This window comes from Isoptericola sp. NPDC057391 (assembly GCF_042668085.1).
In the GTDB taxonomy this organism is placed as follows: domain Bacteria; phylum Actinomycetota; class Actinomycetes; order Actinomycetales; family Cellulomonadaceae; genus Isoptericola.
On sequence record NZ_JBHVBO010000088.1, the window covers coordinates 1 to 16,444 of the forward strand.

The 16,444-nt window shown below is 76.7% G+C and carries 11 protein-coding genes and 1 pseudogene; 6 read left to right on the plus strand and 6 right to left on the minus strand.

The genetic code is table 11. The features are described from left to right. From ACFUVW_RS12255 to ACFUVW_RS12270, 4 genes and pseudogenes are all read right to left on the minus strand, one after another. Positions 1 to 692: pseudogene (locus ACFUVW_RS12255) on the minus strand (exodeoxyribonuclease V subunit alpha); the annotation flags it as partial. After that, positions 689 to 4,207, minus strand: a complete 3,519-nt coding sequence (locus tag ACFUVW_RS12260; protein ID WP_430571603.1) for a UvrD-helicase domain-containing protein — start codon at positions 4,205 to 4,207, stop codon at positions 689 to 691. The pseudogene ACFUVW_RS12255 and the gene ACFUVW_RS12260, both read right to left, overlap by 4 nt. Next, a complete protein-coding gene (gene recC, locus ACFUVW_RS12265; RefSeq protein ID WP_430571604.1) occupies positions 4,204 to 7,632 on the minus strand; it encodes an exodeoxyribonuclease V subunit gamma in 3,429 nt (1,142 codons plus the stop codon). Before recC ends, ACFUVW_RS12260 begins: the two co-directional genes overlap by 4 nt. A gap of 74 nt (positions 7,633 to 7,706) precedes the next feature. Next, complete coding sequence (locus ACFUVW_RS12270; RefSeq protein ID WP_430571605.1) at positions 7,707 to 8,234, minus strand: DUF1992 domain-containing protein; 528 nt, start codon at positions 8,232 to 8,234, stop codon at positions 7,707 to 7,709. 73 nt (positions 8,235 to 8,307) lie between these two features. Here ACFUVW_RS12270 and ACFUVW_RS12275 point away from each other — a divergent pair, with 73 nt between their 5' ends. From ACFUVW_RS12275 to ACFUVW_RS12295, 5 genes are all read left to right on the plus strand, one after another. Next, entirely contained in the window at positions 8,308 to 8,907 is a 600-nt protein-coding gene (locus tag ACFUVW_RS12275; RefSeq protein ID WP_430571606.1) for a TetR/AcrR family transcriptional regulator, read from the plus strand. A gap of 164 nt (positions 8,908 to 9,071) precedes the next feature. Beyond that, the gene (locus tag ACFUVW_RS12280) at positions 9,072 to 9,788 is read left to right on the plus strand and encodes an ABC transporter ATP-binding protein (protein WP_430571607.1); all 717 of its coding nucleotides are present in this window, start codon (positions 9,072 to 9,074) and stop codon (positions 9,786 to 9,788) included. Beyond that, positions 9,788 to 10,714 carry a hypothetical protein gene (locus ACFUVW_RS12285; RefSeq protein WP_430571608.1) on the plus strand — a complete coding sequence of 309 codons (927 nt, stop codon included), beginning with the start codon at positions 9,788 to 9,790 and terminating at the stop codon, positions 10,712 to 10,714. Before ACFUVW_RS12280 ends, ACFUVW_RS12285 begins: the two co-directional genes overlap by 1 nt. Positions 10,715 to 10,843: 129 nt before the next feature. Then, positions 10,844 to 12,166: a sensor histidine kinase gene (locus ACFUVW_RS12290; protein WP_430571609.1), complete on the plus strand. Its 1,323-nt coding sequence runs from the start codon at positions 10,844 to 10,846 to the stop codon at positions 12,164 to 12,166. Continuing rightward, positions 12,163 to 12,822 (plus strand): response regulator, encoded by a 660-nt coding sequence (locus tag ACFUVW_RS12295; RefSeq protein WP_430571610.1) that lies wholly within the window; start codon positions 12,163 to 12,165, stop codon positions 12,820 to 12,822. Before ACFUVW_RS12290 ends, ACFUVW_RS12295 begins: the two co-directional genes overlap by 4 nt. A gap of 9 nt (positions 12,823 to 12,831) precedes the next feature. Here the strand turns inward: ACFUVW_RS12295 and ACFUVW_RS12300 are convergent, their stop codons facing one another. Together ACFUVW_RS12300 and ACFUVW_RS12305 are read right to left on the minus strand one after the other, a co-directional pair. Next, positions 12,832 to 13,308, minus strand: coding sequence for a hypothetical protein (locus ACFUVW_RS12300; RefSeq protein WP_430571611.1), 477 nt, complete (start codon positions 13,306 to 13,308; stop codon positions 12,832 to 12,834). Between the two features lie 104 nt (positions 13,309 to 13,412). Beyond that, the gene (locus ACFUVW_RS12305; protein WP_430571612.1) at positions 13,413 to 14,657 is read right to left on the minus strand and encodes a M14 family zinc carboxypeptidase; all 1,245 of its coding nucleotides are present in this window, start codon (positions 14,655 to 14,657) and stop codon (positions 13,413 to 13,415) included. A gap of 268 nt (positions 14,658 to 14,925) precedes the next feature. Here ACFUVW_RS12305 and ACFUVW_RS12310 point away from each other — a divergent pair, with 268 nt between their 5' ends. After that, entirely contained in the window at positions 14,926 to 16,431 is a 1,506-nt protein-coding gene (locus tag ACFUVW_RS12310) for an alpha-amylase family protein (RefSeq protein WP_430571613.1), read from the plus strand. The last annotated feature ends 13 nt before the right edge of the window (positions 16,432 to 16,444 follow it).

Sequence of the window (16,444 nt, forward strand, 5' to 3'; positions counted from 1 at the left end):
GGGCGGTCCTGCTGCCCGCCCAGCCGGCGCGCGCCCGTGGTGGTCTGGCGGGGGCCGGGACCGCGGGTGCCCCCCGTGAGCCGGCGGCCGGCGGCGTGCGCGGCGGCGAGCCGCTGCCGCACGTCGCCGGCCTCGGGGAACAGCCGGGCCAGCGCGGCCTCCAGCCGGTCCGCGCCCGCGGGCACGAGCGGCGGGGCCTGCAACCGCGCGTCGACCAGCCGCCGCACCGTGAGCTCGTCGCGCCAGTACCGGTCGAGGTACAGCCGCCCGCCGACCCAGCGAGCCGGTCGGTCCTCCGGCCCGCCCGCGCCGACGGTCACCAGGGGGCTCGCCTCGATCGCCCGGACCCACGCCGCGTGCTCGGGCCACGGCGGGGGAGCGGCGGCGCCGGGACCGTCGACGGCGTCGCCCCGGTCGGCGTCCTCGGGCAGCGCGAGCGCCGCGAGCTCGTCCGGGTCGTCGAGCCGCACGCACACGGACCCGCCGCGCAGCGCCCGGACGGCGAGCGCGACGGCGAGCTGCACCGTCGCGTCGTCCTCGCCCGTCAGCCGCCCGAGCCGCGTGGCGACGTGCACGTCCGTCGCGGCGACGAGGCCGGCGGCGTTGAACTCCCGCAGCAGCGCGGGCGCCGCGGCGGCGAGGCGGACATCGCCGGAGGGCTCGCCGGCCGGGAGCGTGGTGGTGTCGGTCATGCGTCCCCTCCGTCGAGCAGCGCGGACAGCGCCGGCACCAGCCCGCGCGGCGGCACCCACGAGACCACGCCGAACGGGGCGCCGTCGGGCCCGGTGGGGGTGTCCGGGCCGCACATACCCCGCACGAACAGGTAGAGCCCGCCGCCGAGGTGCACGTCCGGGTCGTACCCCGGCAGCCGCCACGCCAGGTACCGGTGCAGCGCCACGAGGTAGAGGACGAGCTGCAGCGGGTAGTGGGCGTGCAGCATCGCGTCGACCGTGGCCTCGGGCCGGTAGTCGTGCGCCGTGAGCGGGGCGTCGAACGTGCCGAGGCGGTTCGTCTTGTAGTCCACGACGAGGAAGCGCGGCGCCCTGTCGTCCCCGGGCACCCGCAGCACGCCGTCGATCGACCCCGTGAGGTAGCCGCGCAGGGGTCGGGCCGTGGGGTCGGCGGCCGCGAGCTCGGCCAGCACCGCGGGGTAGCCGGCGAACGCGTCGTCGTCGCCGAGGTGCCGCGCCAGCAGGGCGGCGATCCCGGCCAGGGTGGCGCCCTCGGAGCCGCCACCCGGCCCGCCGTCGCCGTCGCCCCCGGCGAGCGGGAGCTCGAACTCCAGCTCGGCCAGGCGGTCGCGCGGCGTGACGTCGGCGAGCGTGCGCCCGCCCGCGAGCGGCCCCAGCGGCGTGCGCGCGACGACGCCCAGCGCCGCGGCCAGCTCCGCCGGGTCGGTGCCCGGCACCCGCGTGGTCGCCGCCGCCGCGCACCGCGCGAGCAGCTCCGCGTCGAGGTCGGGGGCGGCGGTGTCGGCGTACTCCAGCACCTCGTGCACGAGCGTGCCGAAGCCGGTGCCCGCGGGCAGCCCCGACATCGGCGACGGCAGGTCGGCGCCCGGCGCCGCCTCCGGGCCGACGTCGGCCCCGCCGGGGCGCACCGCCGTCGGTGCGGCCTCGGCGGGCTCGTCCTGGACCCCGCCGCCCTCGGGCTCGGACTCGACACCACCGGCCTCCGGTGCGGCCGTCGCGGCGAGGCCGCCCGGCCGGCCGGGGTGGTGGGCCGCGGCGGTGAGGGCCGAGTACGACGCCCGCCGCCACGTCGGGTCCGGCACCCGGTCGAGCTGGGCGACGTCGAGCGACGGCGCCGTCTCCGCGGGCGGCCGCCAGCGCTCGGTCGGGGGCGTGCCGGGCACCTCCTCGACGGCGATCGTGCCGCCCGAGCCCTGGGCGAGGGTCCCCAGCGACGCCCGGACCGCGTCGTCGCGCATGGCCTGCTGAGAGGCGTGCGGGGCGGGCTCGCCGCCGAGGGTGCGGTCGCCCAGGACGACGCGCGTCAGGCCCGCCTTCGCGGAGTTCGCCTTCGACGGCGCCCAGTGCACCACCACCTGGTGCCGGGCGCGGGTCAGCGCCACGTACAGCAGGCGCAGGTCCTCGCCGCCCTCCTCGCGGCGGTGGCGCTCCAGGGCGGCGTCGTACCCGAACGAGCCGGGGCCGCCCACGTGCAGGATGCGGCGCCCGTCCCCGGCGTGGAACCGCAGCACCTCGGGCTGGCGCGGCTCGAACCGGTCCCAGGCGAACGGCACGTACACGACGCCGAACTCGAGGCCCTTGCTGGCGTGGACCGTGACGACCTGCACCGCCGCGGCGTCCGTCTCCAGGCGGCGGCTGCGCTCCTCGTCGTAGTCCTGCGCGGCCTCGCGGATGCGCCGCCGCAGCCACGCCGTGAGCGCGGACGCCCCCAGCCCTTCCGTCACTGCCGCGGCGTGCAGCACCTCGCCCACGTGGCGCAGGTCGGTGAGATGGCGCTCGCCGGTGCTGGTCCGCATCAGGCGCTCCGCCAGGCCGTCGCGCGTCACCGCCTCCTGCAGGGCGGCGACGCCGCGCGACCACAGCAGCCGCGACCAGCGCCGCACCGTGTCGGCGAGCGCGTCGTGCGCGGCGTCGTCCGCGGTGGCGAGGCGCTCCGCGTCCCAGCCGACGAACGGCGTCAGCGCCAGCGCGGCGGCCCGGCCGTGCGCGCCCGGCTGCTCCAGCGCGGCCAGCAGGGTGAGCCAGTCGCGGGCCGACGGCGTCGCGAACACGCTCGACAGCCCGGAGACGACGGCGGGCACGCCGCGCTTCGTCAGCTCCGAGCGGACGGCCTCGGCCTGCGCGTTCGTGCGGGTGAGCACCGCGACGTCGCGAGGCTCGAGCGGCCGCCACGCGCCGTCGTCGGCCCCTGCGCCGGTGTCCGCGTCCACGAGCCGGTCGCGGCCCAGGCGCGCGGCGATGTCGGCCGCGACGTCCTCGGCGACGAGCTGGCGCGGCGGCCCGACCGGGGGCGTCTCGCCCGGGGACAGGCCGAGGGCGGCACGCGTCACCTGTCGCAGCCGCAGCGGCGCGCCGCCGTCGAAGCGCGAGCCGCGGTGCGCTGCGTCCACCGGCCGTACGACGATCCGCTCGTCGCCCAGCGCCGCGCCACCCATCACGGTGTCGAGAGCGCGCAGCAGCGGCTCGTCGCTGCGCCAGCTGGTGCCGAGCGTGGCGACGGCGGTCGCGTCCTGCTGCGCGTCGAGGTACGCGACGACGTCGGCGCCGCGGAAGGCGTAGATCGCCTGCTTGGGGTCGCCGATGAGCACCAGGGTGCGGTGCCCGTGGAAGGCGGTGCGCAGGATCTCCCACTGCACGGGGTCGGTGTCCTGGAACTCGTCCACCATGACCACGCGGAACCGGGAGCGCACGCGCTCGGCGGCGACGGCGCCGTGCGCCGGGTCGGCGAGCGCGTCGCGCAGCATCACCAGGAGGTCGTCGTAGTCCAGGAGGTGCTGGGCGCGCTTGCGGCGCAGCGTCTCGTCGCGGGTCTCCTGGGCCACCCCGCGCCGCAGCGCGCCCGGCGTGGACGGCGCGCCGCCGCCCGGCTCGGCGGGCTCGACGCAGGCCTGGTGGTCGCTGACGGCGGCGCGGCCCAGGTCGGCGGCCATCGACGGCGTGAGGGCGGGGTGCGCCTCGTCGGAGAAGCGGCGCACGTACAGGTCGTCGGACACCTCGCGCACGAGGTCCGCGACGTCTGCCACGAACGTCGCCGCCGGGTCGACGTCGGCCGCGATGCCGAGCGAGGTGAGCATCTGCTGGCAGAAGCCGTGCGTGGTCGTGATGGTCGCGGCGTCGAGCTGGGACAGCGCGGCCGCGAGCCGGGCGCGCCGGCGGTCGAGCTCGGCGTCGTCGACGTCGGCGAGCAGCGCCACGACCGGGTCCTCGCTGGACGCCGGGTCCGGGCCGCGCAGCGCCCGCTCGGCGCTCACCAGCCGTTCGCGCACGCGGTCGCGCAGCTCGGACGTCGCCGCCCGGCCGAACGTCACGAGCATGAGCTCGCGCAGCTCGGCCCGGCCCTCGGCGACGAACCGCGTCGCGAGCGCGGCGATCGTGAACGTCTTGCCCGTGCCGGCACTCGCCTCGAGCACGGTGGTGCCCTCCGGCAGCGGCCCGCAGACGTCGAAGACCGGGCGGTCGGGGGCGCCCGCCAGGCCGCCCGTCGCGTCGGTGCCGAAGCCCGTCCCCGCCGTCATGAGGTGCCCTTCTGCTCGTGCGCCAGCAACGGGTCCCACACCCGCCGGGCGAGCGCGCCCAGCCGGGAGGGCTCCTCGGGGAACCGGTGCCGGTCGTCGGCGTCCGGCAGGCCGGCCATCGCGTCGAACGGCACGGACCCGCTCGGGTCGCCCCAGGCCATCAGGTGGTACGCGTCGGCCTTCTCGAACCCGCCGTTCCAGGTGAACCGGGCCTCGCTCGTCGCCTGCCCCGGGTCGCCCGCGCCGCCCGCCCGGCAGACGGCGTACGCGTGCGACGCGTCCGGAGGCAGGGGGAGCGGCGCGCGGGCGGCCTCGGCACGCAGCGCGACGAGGTCGTCGAGGAGCCGGGCGGCGTCCGCCGCGTCGGGTGCCTGGATCAGGCTCCACGCCGCCTTCGCGCCGCGGCCGGGGGCCCGGCCCACCGTGCCCGCGTGCCACCGCTCGCCGTCGGGCAGCCCGGCGTCGCCGCCCGACGCCGCGAGCGCGAGGGTCTGTACCCAGGCGCGCAGCCGGTGCTTCGGGCCGAGCTTCGAGTACTCCGCCCGCACGACGCGGCCGCCGTGCACGCCGGGCACCGTCCCGGTGACGAGGACGCCGGACGGCAGCGCGGCGGACACGTCGACGGCGCGGGCCGCATGCTCGGCGCGGACCTGCCGCGCCATCGTCTCCACCGGCTGCACCCGCTCGACGACGTCGCGCAGCGTCGTGCGGCCCAGCTCGCGCGGCGGCGCCTGGCCGCGCCGCCACTCCGCCTGGAACGCGCGCCCCGGGTCCGTGCCGCCGAGCACGGCGGACAGGATGCGGTCGCCGGCGCCCCACGCGGCGAGCGGCGCCATCGTCAGCGGCAGGCGGTCGTCCACCTCGTCCTCGTCCTGCGCGACGCGCACGTCGAGCGTGGTCCGCAGGAACCAGCGCACGGGGTGCTCGAGCATCGCGACGAGGTCGTCGAGGTCCACCTCCGTCGGGGCGGCGGCGTCGAGGACCAGGGGCTCGGGCACGAGGAGGCCCGGCTCGACCCGGCCCCCGCGCCCGGCCTCCGCCCCGCGGAACGCCGCCGAATCGAAGCTGAACGGCCCCGGCGCGCCCAGCGCGCCGGCCTCGAAGTTGCGCTCGCCGACCACCTGCAGCGGGTGCCGCACGACCACCCGCCGGCGCACGGCCCCGCCGTCCGACGCCGCGCCGACACGGTCGAGCGCGTCCAGCAGCTCGGCGACGGGCACCGCGGGCGGCCGGGCGGCCCCGGTGCGCTCGTCGGCGCCCGAGTGCAGCACGACGAGGTGCTCGCGCGCGGCCGTGAGCGCGTCGAGGAAGATCTGCCGGTCCTCGCTGCGCCGGTCGCGTTCGCCCAGCAGCGGGTCGCGCACGAGGAGGTCGTCGCCGTCGGGCGTCGCGGACCGGGGGAACGCGCCGTCCTCCATGCCCAGCAGGCACACCACGCGGTGCGGGACGGCGCGCATCGGCTCCAGCGAGCACACGGTGAGCGCGCCGGTGCGGAACCCCGCGCGCGTGGGACGGCCCGCCAGGCGGTCGGCGAGCAGGGCGCGCACGTCCTCCAGCCGTAGCCCGTCGCCCGCGGTGGCGCGGCCCGCGCCCGCCGCCCGCACGTCGCCCAGCACGCGGTGCGCCTGCAGCGACTGCCACGCGTCGTCCGGCGCCGGGTCGGCGAGCAGGGTGACCGCCCGGTCCAGGGTGTCGAGCCAGTGCTCCAGCGGGTGCGTGCCGTCGAGGTCGGCGAGGAGCACCGTCAGCCGCGACACCAGCTCGGCGAACCGGCCCGCGACGTCCACGTCGGTGGACCCGACGTCGTCCAGCGGCAGCGCCGGGCCCACGAACCGCGAGTCCTCCTCCGCCATCGCCACGCCCAGCAGCACCCGGTCGAGCGCGGCGTCCCAGGTGCCCTGCCGCACCCGCGGGTCGATGCCGAACCGCTCGCGCCGCGACCCGTCCTCGCCCCAGCGCACGCCCACCTCGACGGCCCAGTCGCGCCAGCGGTCGAGGTCGTCGTCGGAGAGGCGGAAGCGCCGCCGCACGGGCTCGGTGGTGGCGAGGTCGAGCACCTCGGACGCGGTGACGCGGCCGTCGGCGAGCCGCAGCAGGGTCGCGAGCACGCCGAGCACGGGATTGATCACGCCCGGGCCCCGGTCGGCGAGGCTGACGCGCAGCCGCTGCCCGGGGTGGACCTGCGTGACGCCGTCGGGCGCGGCACCGAACGTCGCCGTCACCAGCGGGGCGAACGCCTCGACGTCGGGGCACATGACGATGACGTCGCGCGGCTCCAGCGTGGGGTCGGCGGCGAACAGGCCGGTGAGCACCTCGCGCAGCACCTCGACCTGGCGCGCGCGGCCGTGGCACGCGTGCACCTGCACGCTGCGGTCGTCGGGACCCACCGGCACGGGCGCGGCGTCGGGTTCGTCGGCCCGCAGCGCCGCCTGGAGCGCGCCCAGCAGCGTGCCCGGGGGCGGCGGTGCGGGATGGTGCGCGACACGGACCTCGGGGGCGCCTGCGGCGGGGGAGTCGAGGGCCCCCGACAGCCGCAGCTGCAGCTCGACCGAGTCGCGTGCGGTCGAGGCCAGCAGGGGGTGGCGGGCGGCCGGGGGCAGGTCGTCACGACGCGCCCCGGCGACGGCGCCCCCGTCGACCAGCGCCTCGACCGACCGCCACAGGGCGGGGGAGGGGTGCGGCAGCCACAGGTGGACGTCGCGGTGCAGGGCGAGGGCGGCCAGCACCTGCCGCTGGTCCTCCGGCAGCCGGGTGGGGCCGAAGACGGACAGCCGGGCGGGGAGGTCGACGCCGCCGGGCTCGGCGCGCAGCGCGGCGACCGCCTCCGCCAGCACCTCCGCCGGGCCGGGGGCGTCCACGCGCTCCCGCACCCGCCGCCACAGCCGCGGCTGCCACGCCAGGTCGTCGGGGACCGGCGCGCCCGCGCCGTCGTCGTCGCGGCTCTCGAGCCACGCCGCGAGCAGGGCCGGCCGCTGCTGCGCGTACGCGGCGAACAGCTCCGCGACGCGCTGGGCGAGCGCCACGCGGCGCGAGCGCCGCACGCCGTCGCCGTCCTCCCCGACGTAGCGCGCGAGCGGCGCCGCCCAGCCCTCGTCGAGGGACGCGTCGATCGTCTCCAGCACCGGCCACACGAGCCGGGCGCGGCGCCACGGGTCGTCGTCGGGCTCGACGCCGGTCACCGCCGTCACCGCGGACGCGACCAGCCGCGACGGCGACGCGAAGTCCACGTTGGCGCAGATGCCCGCGCCCGAGCCCCCGGGGACCCCGAGCCGGTGCGACAGCCGCTGGGCCAGCCACCGTTCGATGCCGCGCGTGGGCACCGCGACGACGTCGGCCGTGAACGGGTCGTCCGGGGGCACGGCGAGCACGTCGGCGAGCGGGGCGACCAGCGCGTCGGAGCGCTCGGACCGGTGGACGTGCAGCACGTCGGCCAGGTTACGGGTCCACGCCGACAGGCGGCGCCGTTCCTCCACAGGGGCCACCGAGAGAACGCCGTCCGTCAGCGTCCGCGGCGACCCCGCCGGCGCGACCGGCGGCGGGCGTCCTCGGCCGCCGCCTCGGCCCGCGCCCGCTCGCGCGCCTGCGCGGCCCGCGCCGCGCGGCGGTCCGCCCAGGCGGCCACCGTCGCCTCGACGTCGCGCGGCATGGTGACCAGGGGCGGCCCGGCCGCCGGCTGGTAGCGGGCGCGCAGGACACGCTGGTTGAACTCCTCGACCTCCTCGCGCACGTCGTCCGCGCTCCACAGCTCGTCGAGGCGCCCGTCCAGGGCGGCGTCGTCCTTGCGCAGCTGGATCGAGGGCGGCAGCACCACGAGCTTCTCGCGCCGCATGAAGGCCTTCAGCCACCAGTCCGGGTCGTGGAGGTCTCGCAGCTCGAGCGGCTTGCCGCTGCCGGGCAGGTCGTCGAACTCGCCGCGCTCGATCGCCTTGCGGACGTGCATGTCGGCGAGCAGCGCGATGGCCACCTCGTCGTCGATGGCGACCGCGTACGGGTTGAAGAAGGTCGCCGGAGGCTGCTCGTCGGTCATCCTGCCTCCCGTCGTGGCGTGTTTTCGGTCAGGCGTATTGTGATAAGCGTAGGACACCCGGGAAGGAGCAGAGGTGCCGAAGCTGGTGGACCACCAGGAACGACGCGAGGCGATCGCGCACGCGCTGTGGCGCGTCGTCGACCAGCACGGCTGGAGCCGGGCGACCCTGCGCGAGGTCGCCCGCGAGGCGGGGGTCTCGCTGGGGCAGCTGCAGCACTACTTCGCCTCCCGCTCCGCGATGCTGACCTTCGCGATGGAGTTCGCCGCCGACCGGACCGCCGACCGTGTCGAGCGAGGGCTCGCCGCGCTCGAGGACCCGCCGCACCCCCGGGACGTGCTGCGCGTGGTGCTCGGCGAGATGCTGCCCCTGCACCCCGACGCACGCGCGTCGAGCCGCATGAGCGCCGCCTACGTCCTCGAGGCGCTGCACGACCCGGCGCTGCGCGAGCGGGCGGGCCTCGGGCTCCGCGACGGGCGCGCGACGGTCGAGCGTCTCGTCCGAGAGGCGATCGCGCGGGGCCAGATCGCCCCCGACCGCGACCCGGACGTCGAGACGGACCTCCTCCTGGCGCTGACGGGGTTCACGCCGCTGCTCGCGCTCGGCGTCGTCGAGCCGGACGCCGCGCTGGCGGCCGTCGACCAGCATCTTTACCGCCTCTTCGCCTCGGCCTGACCCGGCTTCCCCGCCGCGCGGGCGGGCGCTGAGCCGCACGACCTCCCCCGAAAGGCGCAACCGAGGTTCCGCCCTCCGCCTCAAGACCCGGCCACCCCGCCCCCGGAAGGCTCGGGGTACCGGCATGGCGAACGACGGCCGCCGGACGACGAGGGAGGGGACGGATGACCACCATCCGGATCGCGGGGCTGCACAAGTCCTACGGCCGATTCGAGGCCGTGCACGACGTGGGGTTCACGGCGGAGCCCGGGAGGGTCGTGGGCCTGCTGGGCCCGAACGGCGCCGGCAAGAGCACGACGCTGCACGTGCTGCTCGGCCTGGCCCGGGCGGACGCCGGCACGGCGACGTTCGACGGCCGACGCTACGCCGAGCTGGAGCACCCGGCGCAGGTCGTCGGGGCCCTGCTGGACGCGGGCGGGCTGCACCCCGGCCGCACCGGCCGCGACCACCTGCGGGTGCTCGCCGCGGCGTCGCGGCTCCCGTCCCGCCGGGTCGACGAGGTGCTCGCCGCCGTCGGTATGGTCCCGGCCGCGGACCGCCGCGTGCGCACGTACTCGCTCGGCATGAAGCAGCGCCTCGGCATCGCCGCCGCGCTGCTCGGCCGCCCCGACGTCCTGGTGCTCGACGAGCCCGCCAACGGCCTCGACCCCGCCGGGATGCGGTGGCTGCGCGAGCTGCTGCGCACCTTCGCCGACGACGGCGGCACGGTGCTCCTGGCCAGCCACGTGCTGGGCGAGGTGGCGCAGGTCGCGGACGACCTGGTCGTCATCGGCCAGGGTCGCGTCGTCGCCGCGGGCACCCTCGGCGAGCTCGTCACCACCGACCGGAGCCTCGAGGACGTGTACCTCGACCTCACCGCCGCCACCGAAGGAGTGCGCTGATGTCTCTCGCCGTGTTCAGGGCAGAGCTGCTCAAGCTGCGCAGCACCAGGACGCCCTGGGTGATCGGGATCGTCGCGGTCGCGGGCATGGTCCTCGCGCAGGTCCTCACGATCGTGCTGCCGCGCACCCTGCGCACCCTGGAGGCCCTCAGCGGGTCGGACGCCGGGTTCCACGTCGGGGTCCAGATGTCCCCGGCGGACACGAGCGAGCTCGTGTCCGGGCTCGCCGCCGCGACCGACCTCGGCACCGCGACGGCTCAGCGTGCGCTGCTCGACCTCATGGGCAACGGGCCCGCCGGGTCCGGCTCCAGCGGCGTCACGGCGCTGTGCGTGCTGCTGCTCGGCGCGCTCGCGGCCACGACCGACTTCCGCACCGGCGGCATCGTGCCCACGGCGCTCGCCGTGCCGGACCGGTTGCGGATCCTCGCCGGCAAGGCGGGCGCGACGGCGACCGCGGCGCTCGCGATCGGCGCGGCGCTCGCGCTGGTCACGGCCGTCGGGCTGGTCGTCGCGGTCGCCACGACGCCCGGCGCGAGCCTGGCGATCGGGCCCGCCGAGGCGCTCGGCGTCTGGGCGCGGGGACTCGCGGTCATGGTCCTGCTCTCGTGGCTGGGGCTCGCCGTCGGTACCCTCGTGCGGGGGCAGGTCGCGGCGATCGTCGTGGTCGTGGCGCTCGCCCTCGTGGAACCGATGATCCAGGCCGCCGCGCTCGTCCTCACGGGTGGCGCGACGACGGCGACGTCGTGGCTGCCGATCACCCTCGGCTCCCTCGCGTCGGCGGGTCAGGGCGCCGCCCAGCTCTTCGGCGCGGCGTCGGACGCCGGGCCGGCCCTCGGGGTCGCCGCGGCGCTGGCGGGCCTGCTCGCCTGGGCCGGCGTGCTGCTCGTCACCGCGGGCGCGGTCCTCCGGCGTCGTGACCTCGCCTGATATCAGATCGATACCCGCCTGACCAGCGACGACGTGTCGTGCCCGGCCCCGGACGGCGTACCGTGGGCCGGGCTCGGCAGCCAGCACGAGACCCATCCAGACAGCCATCCCGACACCGACGGAGGACCTGTGCTCGACGCGCTGCGCCGGCGGCTCGACGCCCTCGGCGTCCGGACCCCCACGGGCCGCGACGCGCTGCTCGGCGCCGCGATCGGGGCCCTGTCCGTGGTGCTGCTCGTGGTGGTGCTGCAGCTCGTGTCGTCGAACCTCGGCGCGTCGTTCGGCGCCCAGGCGTCGGTCGAGGGGATGAGCACCGGGGCGCTCGTGGCGGCGTGCGTCGTCCTCGTCGGACAGGCGATGGCGCTCACGCTGCGGCGCCGGTTCCCCATGCTGTGCCTCGCGCTCGTGGTGCTCGGGCAGCTCGCGCTGGCGCCGCTGCTGCCGCCGTTCGTGAACTTCCAGGCGCCGGCCACGCTGGTCGCCGCGTACTCGGTGGGCGTCCACGCCCCGCGGCGACCGGCCCTGGGCGCCGCGGGGGGCGCCGCCGTGGTGCAGGTGCTGCTCGGGTACGTGCTGGGCGGGCCGGCGTCGGCGGCGGAGCTCGGCGTGCCCGTCGGCACCCAGCTGTGGGGCGGCCTGGTGTCCGCGCTGGTGGTCTACCTCGGCGCGGTCCTCGTCGGCGCGTACATCGGTACCCGGCGCGAGCTGCTGGCGCAGCTGCGGGCGCGGGTGGCGCAGGCCGAGCGGGAGCGGGAGGCGCTCGCGGCGCAGGCCGTCCTCGCCGAGCGCGGGCGCATGGCCCGCGAGCTCCACGACGTCGCGGCGCACCACCTGTCCGGGATCGTCGTGCAGGCCGCCGCCGCCGAGCGGCTCGTCGCGGGCGACCCCGAACGGGCGAAGGAGTCGCTGCGGTGGATCCGCGGCCAGGGCCGGGAGACGCTCGAGAACCTGCGTCTCGTCGTCGGGATCCTCCGCGACACCGGGGAGGGCGACGACGCGCCGTCCGCCCCGCAGCCCACGCTCGCGGACGTGCCCGCGCTGCTCGACCTCGCCCGCAGCACCGGCACGCGCGTGCAGGAGACGCGGCGCGGCGAGCCCTACGACCTGCCGCCCACGGTGCAGCTCACGGTGTACCGGGTGCTGCAGGAGTCGCTCGCCAACGCCCGCCGGCACGCGCCCGGGAGCCCCGTCGACGTCGAGACCGTGTACGACGAGGACGAGCTGGCCGTCACCGTGCGCAACGGCCCGGCCGACCGGACGGCGTCGACCGCCCCGCCGCAGGAGGCGGGCCCGGGGCACGGCGTCATCGGCATGACCGAGCGCGCGGAGCTCGTGGGCGGCCGGCTGACGGCGCGGCGCACGTCCGGGGGCGGCTGGCTGGTGCGGCTCGTCGTGCCGCGCCCGGCGGGCGCCGAGGACCGGCCGGTGCGCGCCGGCCAGGGCGCTCGATGACGCGCGTCGTGCTCGTGGACGACCAGGCGGTGGTGCGCGCCGGGTTCGCCGTGATCCTGCAGAGCGAGGGGCTCGAGGTGGTGGGCGAGGCGTCCAACGGCGCGGACGCCGTCCGCGTCGCGCGCCGCGAGCGGCCCGACGTGGTGTGCATGGACGTGCGGATGCCGGGCGGCGACGGCATCACCGCGACCCGCGAGCTCGCGGGGCCGGGCGTCGTCGACCCCGTGCCCGTGCTCGTGGTGAGCACCTTCGACCTCGACGACTACGTGTTCGGCGCCCTCGAGGCGGGGGCGTCCGGCTTCCTGCTCAAGGACGCCGAGCCGGACGTGCTCGTCGACGCGGTGCGCCGGGTCGCGGCGGGCGACGGCCTGGTGGACCAGGCCCTCACCCGCCGCGTCATCGACGAGTTCGCGCGCCGCCGCGGACCCGTCGTCGCCGACCCGGCCGCGACCGGGCTGCTCACCGCGCGGGAGCAGGAGATCGTCGCGCTGCTGTGCCGCGGGTCGTCCAACGCGGAGATCGCCGCGGCGCTGTTCCTCGAGCCCAGCACGGTGAAGTCGCACCTCAGCCGGATCATGACCAAGACGGGCGCCCGCGACCGCGTGCAGCTCGTCGTGTGGGCGTACGACTCCGGAATGGTCGTCCCCGGAGCCTGAGCGGTCCGCTCAGCCTGCCCCGGCGTCGACGATGCGCCAGCACTCCGGGCCGAGAGCGAGGTAGTAGGTCCAGCCCCACCCTTCCTCGGGGGCGTTGCCACCCTCGGCGAACGGTCGCCACGCCACCTCGAAGTCGGTGTTCACCGCTGCTGTGGTCGGGTCGGAGAGCTGGGGCGCCGGGACCACCTCGATGATCTCGAGGCTCCGCGTGGCACCGCAGAGGTGGTCCCCTGCGTCCCCCGCAGCGGACAGTGCCGCCGCCGTCTCGCAGTCGTGCGCGCTCACGGCCTCCAGGTAGGCGCGGACGACCTGCTCCGGGGCGGCGTCCGCCGGTGGCACGGGCACGTCCGCGGTCTGGCGCGGAGGCGCGAGTGCGGCGGCACTGGCGGCCACCCCGGCCCCGACGACGGCGACGACGGCGAGCGCCACCCACCGCCGGGTGCGACGTCGCCCCGGGCGCGGTGCGGGCTCGGCGCCGACCACCATGGCCGGACAGTACCGCTCCCGGGCCGGCCGGGCGACGGCGACGACGGACGAGCCCGACGCGCGCCGGGTGGCGCGGGCCGGGCTCGTCCTCTTCGGGGGACCGGTCAGTCGGCGTCTTCCCAGCCGTAGTCGGGCAGCTCGAAGAAGTCGTCGCCGTCGAGCGTGTCGACCTCGCCGGTGGCCATGGCGTCGATGAGGGACTCGACGCCGGTCCGCACGCTCTGCACGAGCATGCCGTGCAGCTTCTGGCCGAGGTCGTCCTGCTGGCCGCGGACCTCGAACAGCACGGTCGCCGACCCGTTGAGGGCGAACGCCGACCGGCCCTGCCCGGCGTACTCGCGCTCGTCGGGGTGGAAGTACCGCCCCACGGCCGCCAGCGGCGACTGCGTGCCGTACTGCTCCTGGATGCCGTTCGCCACGGCCAGCGCGTACCGGCGGGACCGGTCCTGGTCCAGCAGGGGCCAGTCGTCCTGGTAGGCGGCGCCGTCGTCCACGCCGAGCGGGGGGTAGTCGAGGGACACGGAGATCGGCTTGCCGTCCTGCGGCCCGCCGGTCAGGTCGTCGCAGGGACCCATGTGGTGGAGGTCGACGACGGCGTCGACGGCCCCGAACTCCTCCTGGAGCCCGACGTAGACGTCGCGGATGGTCTGCGACTCCGGGGAGAGGAAGAACCCGGCGTCCTTCTGCTCGCCCGGCAGGTCCTCCGGCCGTGGCACGTAGTCCAGGTCGGGGTTGAAGTCGCGGTTGAGGTCGAAGCCGGGCTCGGCGATACCGTCGCCCGACAGGGAGTGGTACCAGGCGCGCGGCGCCCCGGCGAGCTGCGGGAAGTCGGCGACGACGTCGTCCCACGGGACCACGTTCATGCGGCGGTTCAGCTCGCCGCCGTCCGGGTTGACCATGGGCATCGCGACCAGCGTGACGTTCTCCAGGGCTCGGCGGGTCGCCGGGTCGTTGCCGCTGCCCAGCTTCTTGAGGATGCCCAGCAGGGCCTCGGTGCCGGTGCGCTCGTTGCCGTGGATGGCGCTCTGCACCAGGAGCACGCGGTCGCCCGTGCCGACCCGCGCCGTGTACAGCTCGCGGCCCTGGTGGGTGTGGCCGACGACGTCGACCTGGACTCGTCCGCCCGAGGTCTGCTCCAGCTGCGCGAGCTCGCGCTTCAGCTCCGCGTGGTTGGTCCAGCCTGTGAACTGCGGGTCGTCGAAGGTCTTGCAGGTGCCCTGCTCGTCGGGGGAGGGCGGGGCGGTCCGTACGGGTGCCGCGGCGGCCGACGTGGCAGCGAGGCCGGCGACGGTGGCGCCCGCTGCGAGCGTGGCGACGAGCCGTCGGGATCGAGGGGAACGAAGACGCACGTGAACCTCCGGTGGTGGGTCGGTCGTGGTGCTGGCGGCACGCCGTCGTGCCGGTGAGCAGCATCCTTGCGTCGAAGCGCGAGCCCGGCGCGCTGAGATCGCCCGGGTAGACAGTTGCCTCGGTTTCTGTAATGTTGCTGCAAGGCGACAAGGCCCACTCCGCCCGTCGCCGACGCGGCCACCCGCCGTGCACGACACCCCGGCATCGCCGCCGGGGGAGAGCCGGCGGCCCTTCACGAGGGTCCGTCCGACCCGAAGGAGAGCAGCAATGACGCACGCACGCACCACGCACCGTCGCGCCGGACGAGCGGTCTGCCGCGCCGTCGCCGCGGCCGCGGCGACCGGGCTCCTCGCGACCGGCCTCGCCGCGACGACGAGCTCCGCGAGCCCGCTCGCGACCCCGGCCGAGCCCGGGAGTGCCGCCTTCGTCGGCGCCGAGCCGTCCGCGGCCGCCGACGTCGCGCACGGGGACGTCATCCTCAACCTGTTCCAGTGGACGTGGACCTCCGTGGCCGAGGAGTGCACGAGCACGATCGGACCGGCCGGGATCGACGCCGTCCAGGTCTCGCCGCCGCAGGAGCACATCCAGGGCGCCGAGTGGTGGACGTCGTACCAGCCGGTGAGCTACAAGATCGAGTCGAAGCTCGGCACGCGCGAGGAGTTCAAGGCGATGGTCGACGCCTGCGGCGAGGCCGGGGTCGGCGTCGTCGCGGACGCCGTCATCAACCACACCACGGGCGCCGACCAGGGCGCGGGGACCGGCGTCGCCGGCACGTCGTTCGCCGTCGACGACTTCCCCGGCGTCCCCTACGGCCCGGGCGACTTCAACGACTGCCGCGAGAACATCGCGAACTACGGCGACCGGGACGAGGTGCAGAACTGCCGCCTCGTGTCGCTGCAGGACCTGCGCACGGGCTCCCCGGACGTGCAGGACAAGATCGCCGGCTACCTCAACGACCTCATCGACCTGGGCGTGCAGGGCTTCCGCATCGACGCCGCGAAGCACATGCCCGCCGAGGACCTGGCCGCCATCAAGGGGAAGCTGAGCGACCCGGGGATCTACTGGGTCCAGGAGGTCATCGGCGCGGGCGGCGAGCCGATCCGGCCGTCGGAGTACGTCGGCAACGGCGACGTGCACGAGTTCGACTACGCCCGCCAGCTCAAGTCCGCGTTCGGCGGCCAGCTCGCGAGCCTGCAGGGTATCGCCGACGGCAAGCTGCCGTCCGACCAGGCCGGCGTCTTCGTCACCAACCACGACACCGAGCGCAACGGCGAGACCCTCACGTCCAAGGACGGCGACGCCTACCGGCTCGCCAGCCTGTTCATGCTCGCCTTCCCGTACGGCTCGCCCTCGCTGTACTCGGGGTACACGTTCGACGACAAGGACGCCGGCGCCCCCGGCGCCACCGCCACCGGCGTGGACGACGCCGACTGCGACAGCGGCGCCTGGAGCTGCATCCAGCGCGACCCCGCGGTCGCCGGGATGGTGAGGTTCCACCACGCCGTCGAGGGCACCGAGCTCACCGACTGGTGGGACGACGGCGGCAACCAGATCGCCTTCGGCCGCGGCGACGCCGGCTTCGTCGCCCTCAACGCCGGCGACGGCGAGGCCGAGCACACCTTCCAGACCTCGCTGCCCGCGGGCGAGTACGCGAACGTCGCCGCCGGCGACGACGTGGCCGAGACGTACACCGTCGCCGCGGACGGGACCTTCACCGCGACCGTCCCCGCCCACGGCGCCGTCGCCCTGCTGCCGGCGGGCGCCGACGGCTGAGCGGTCCTGGGAC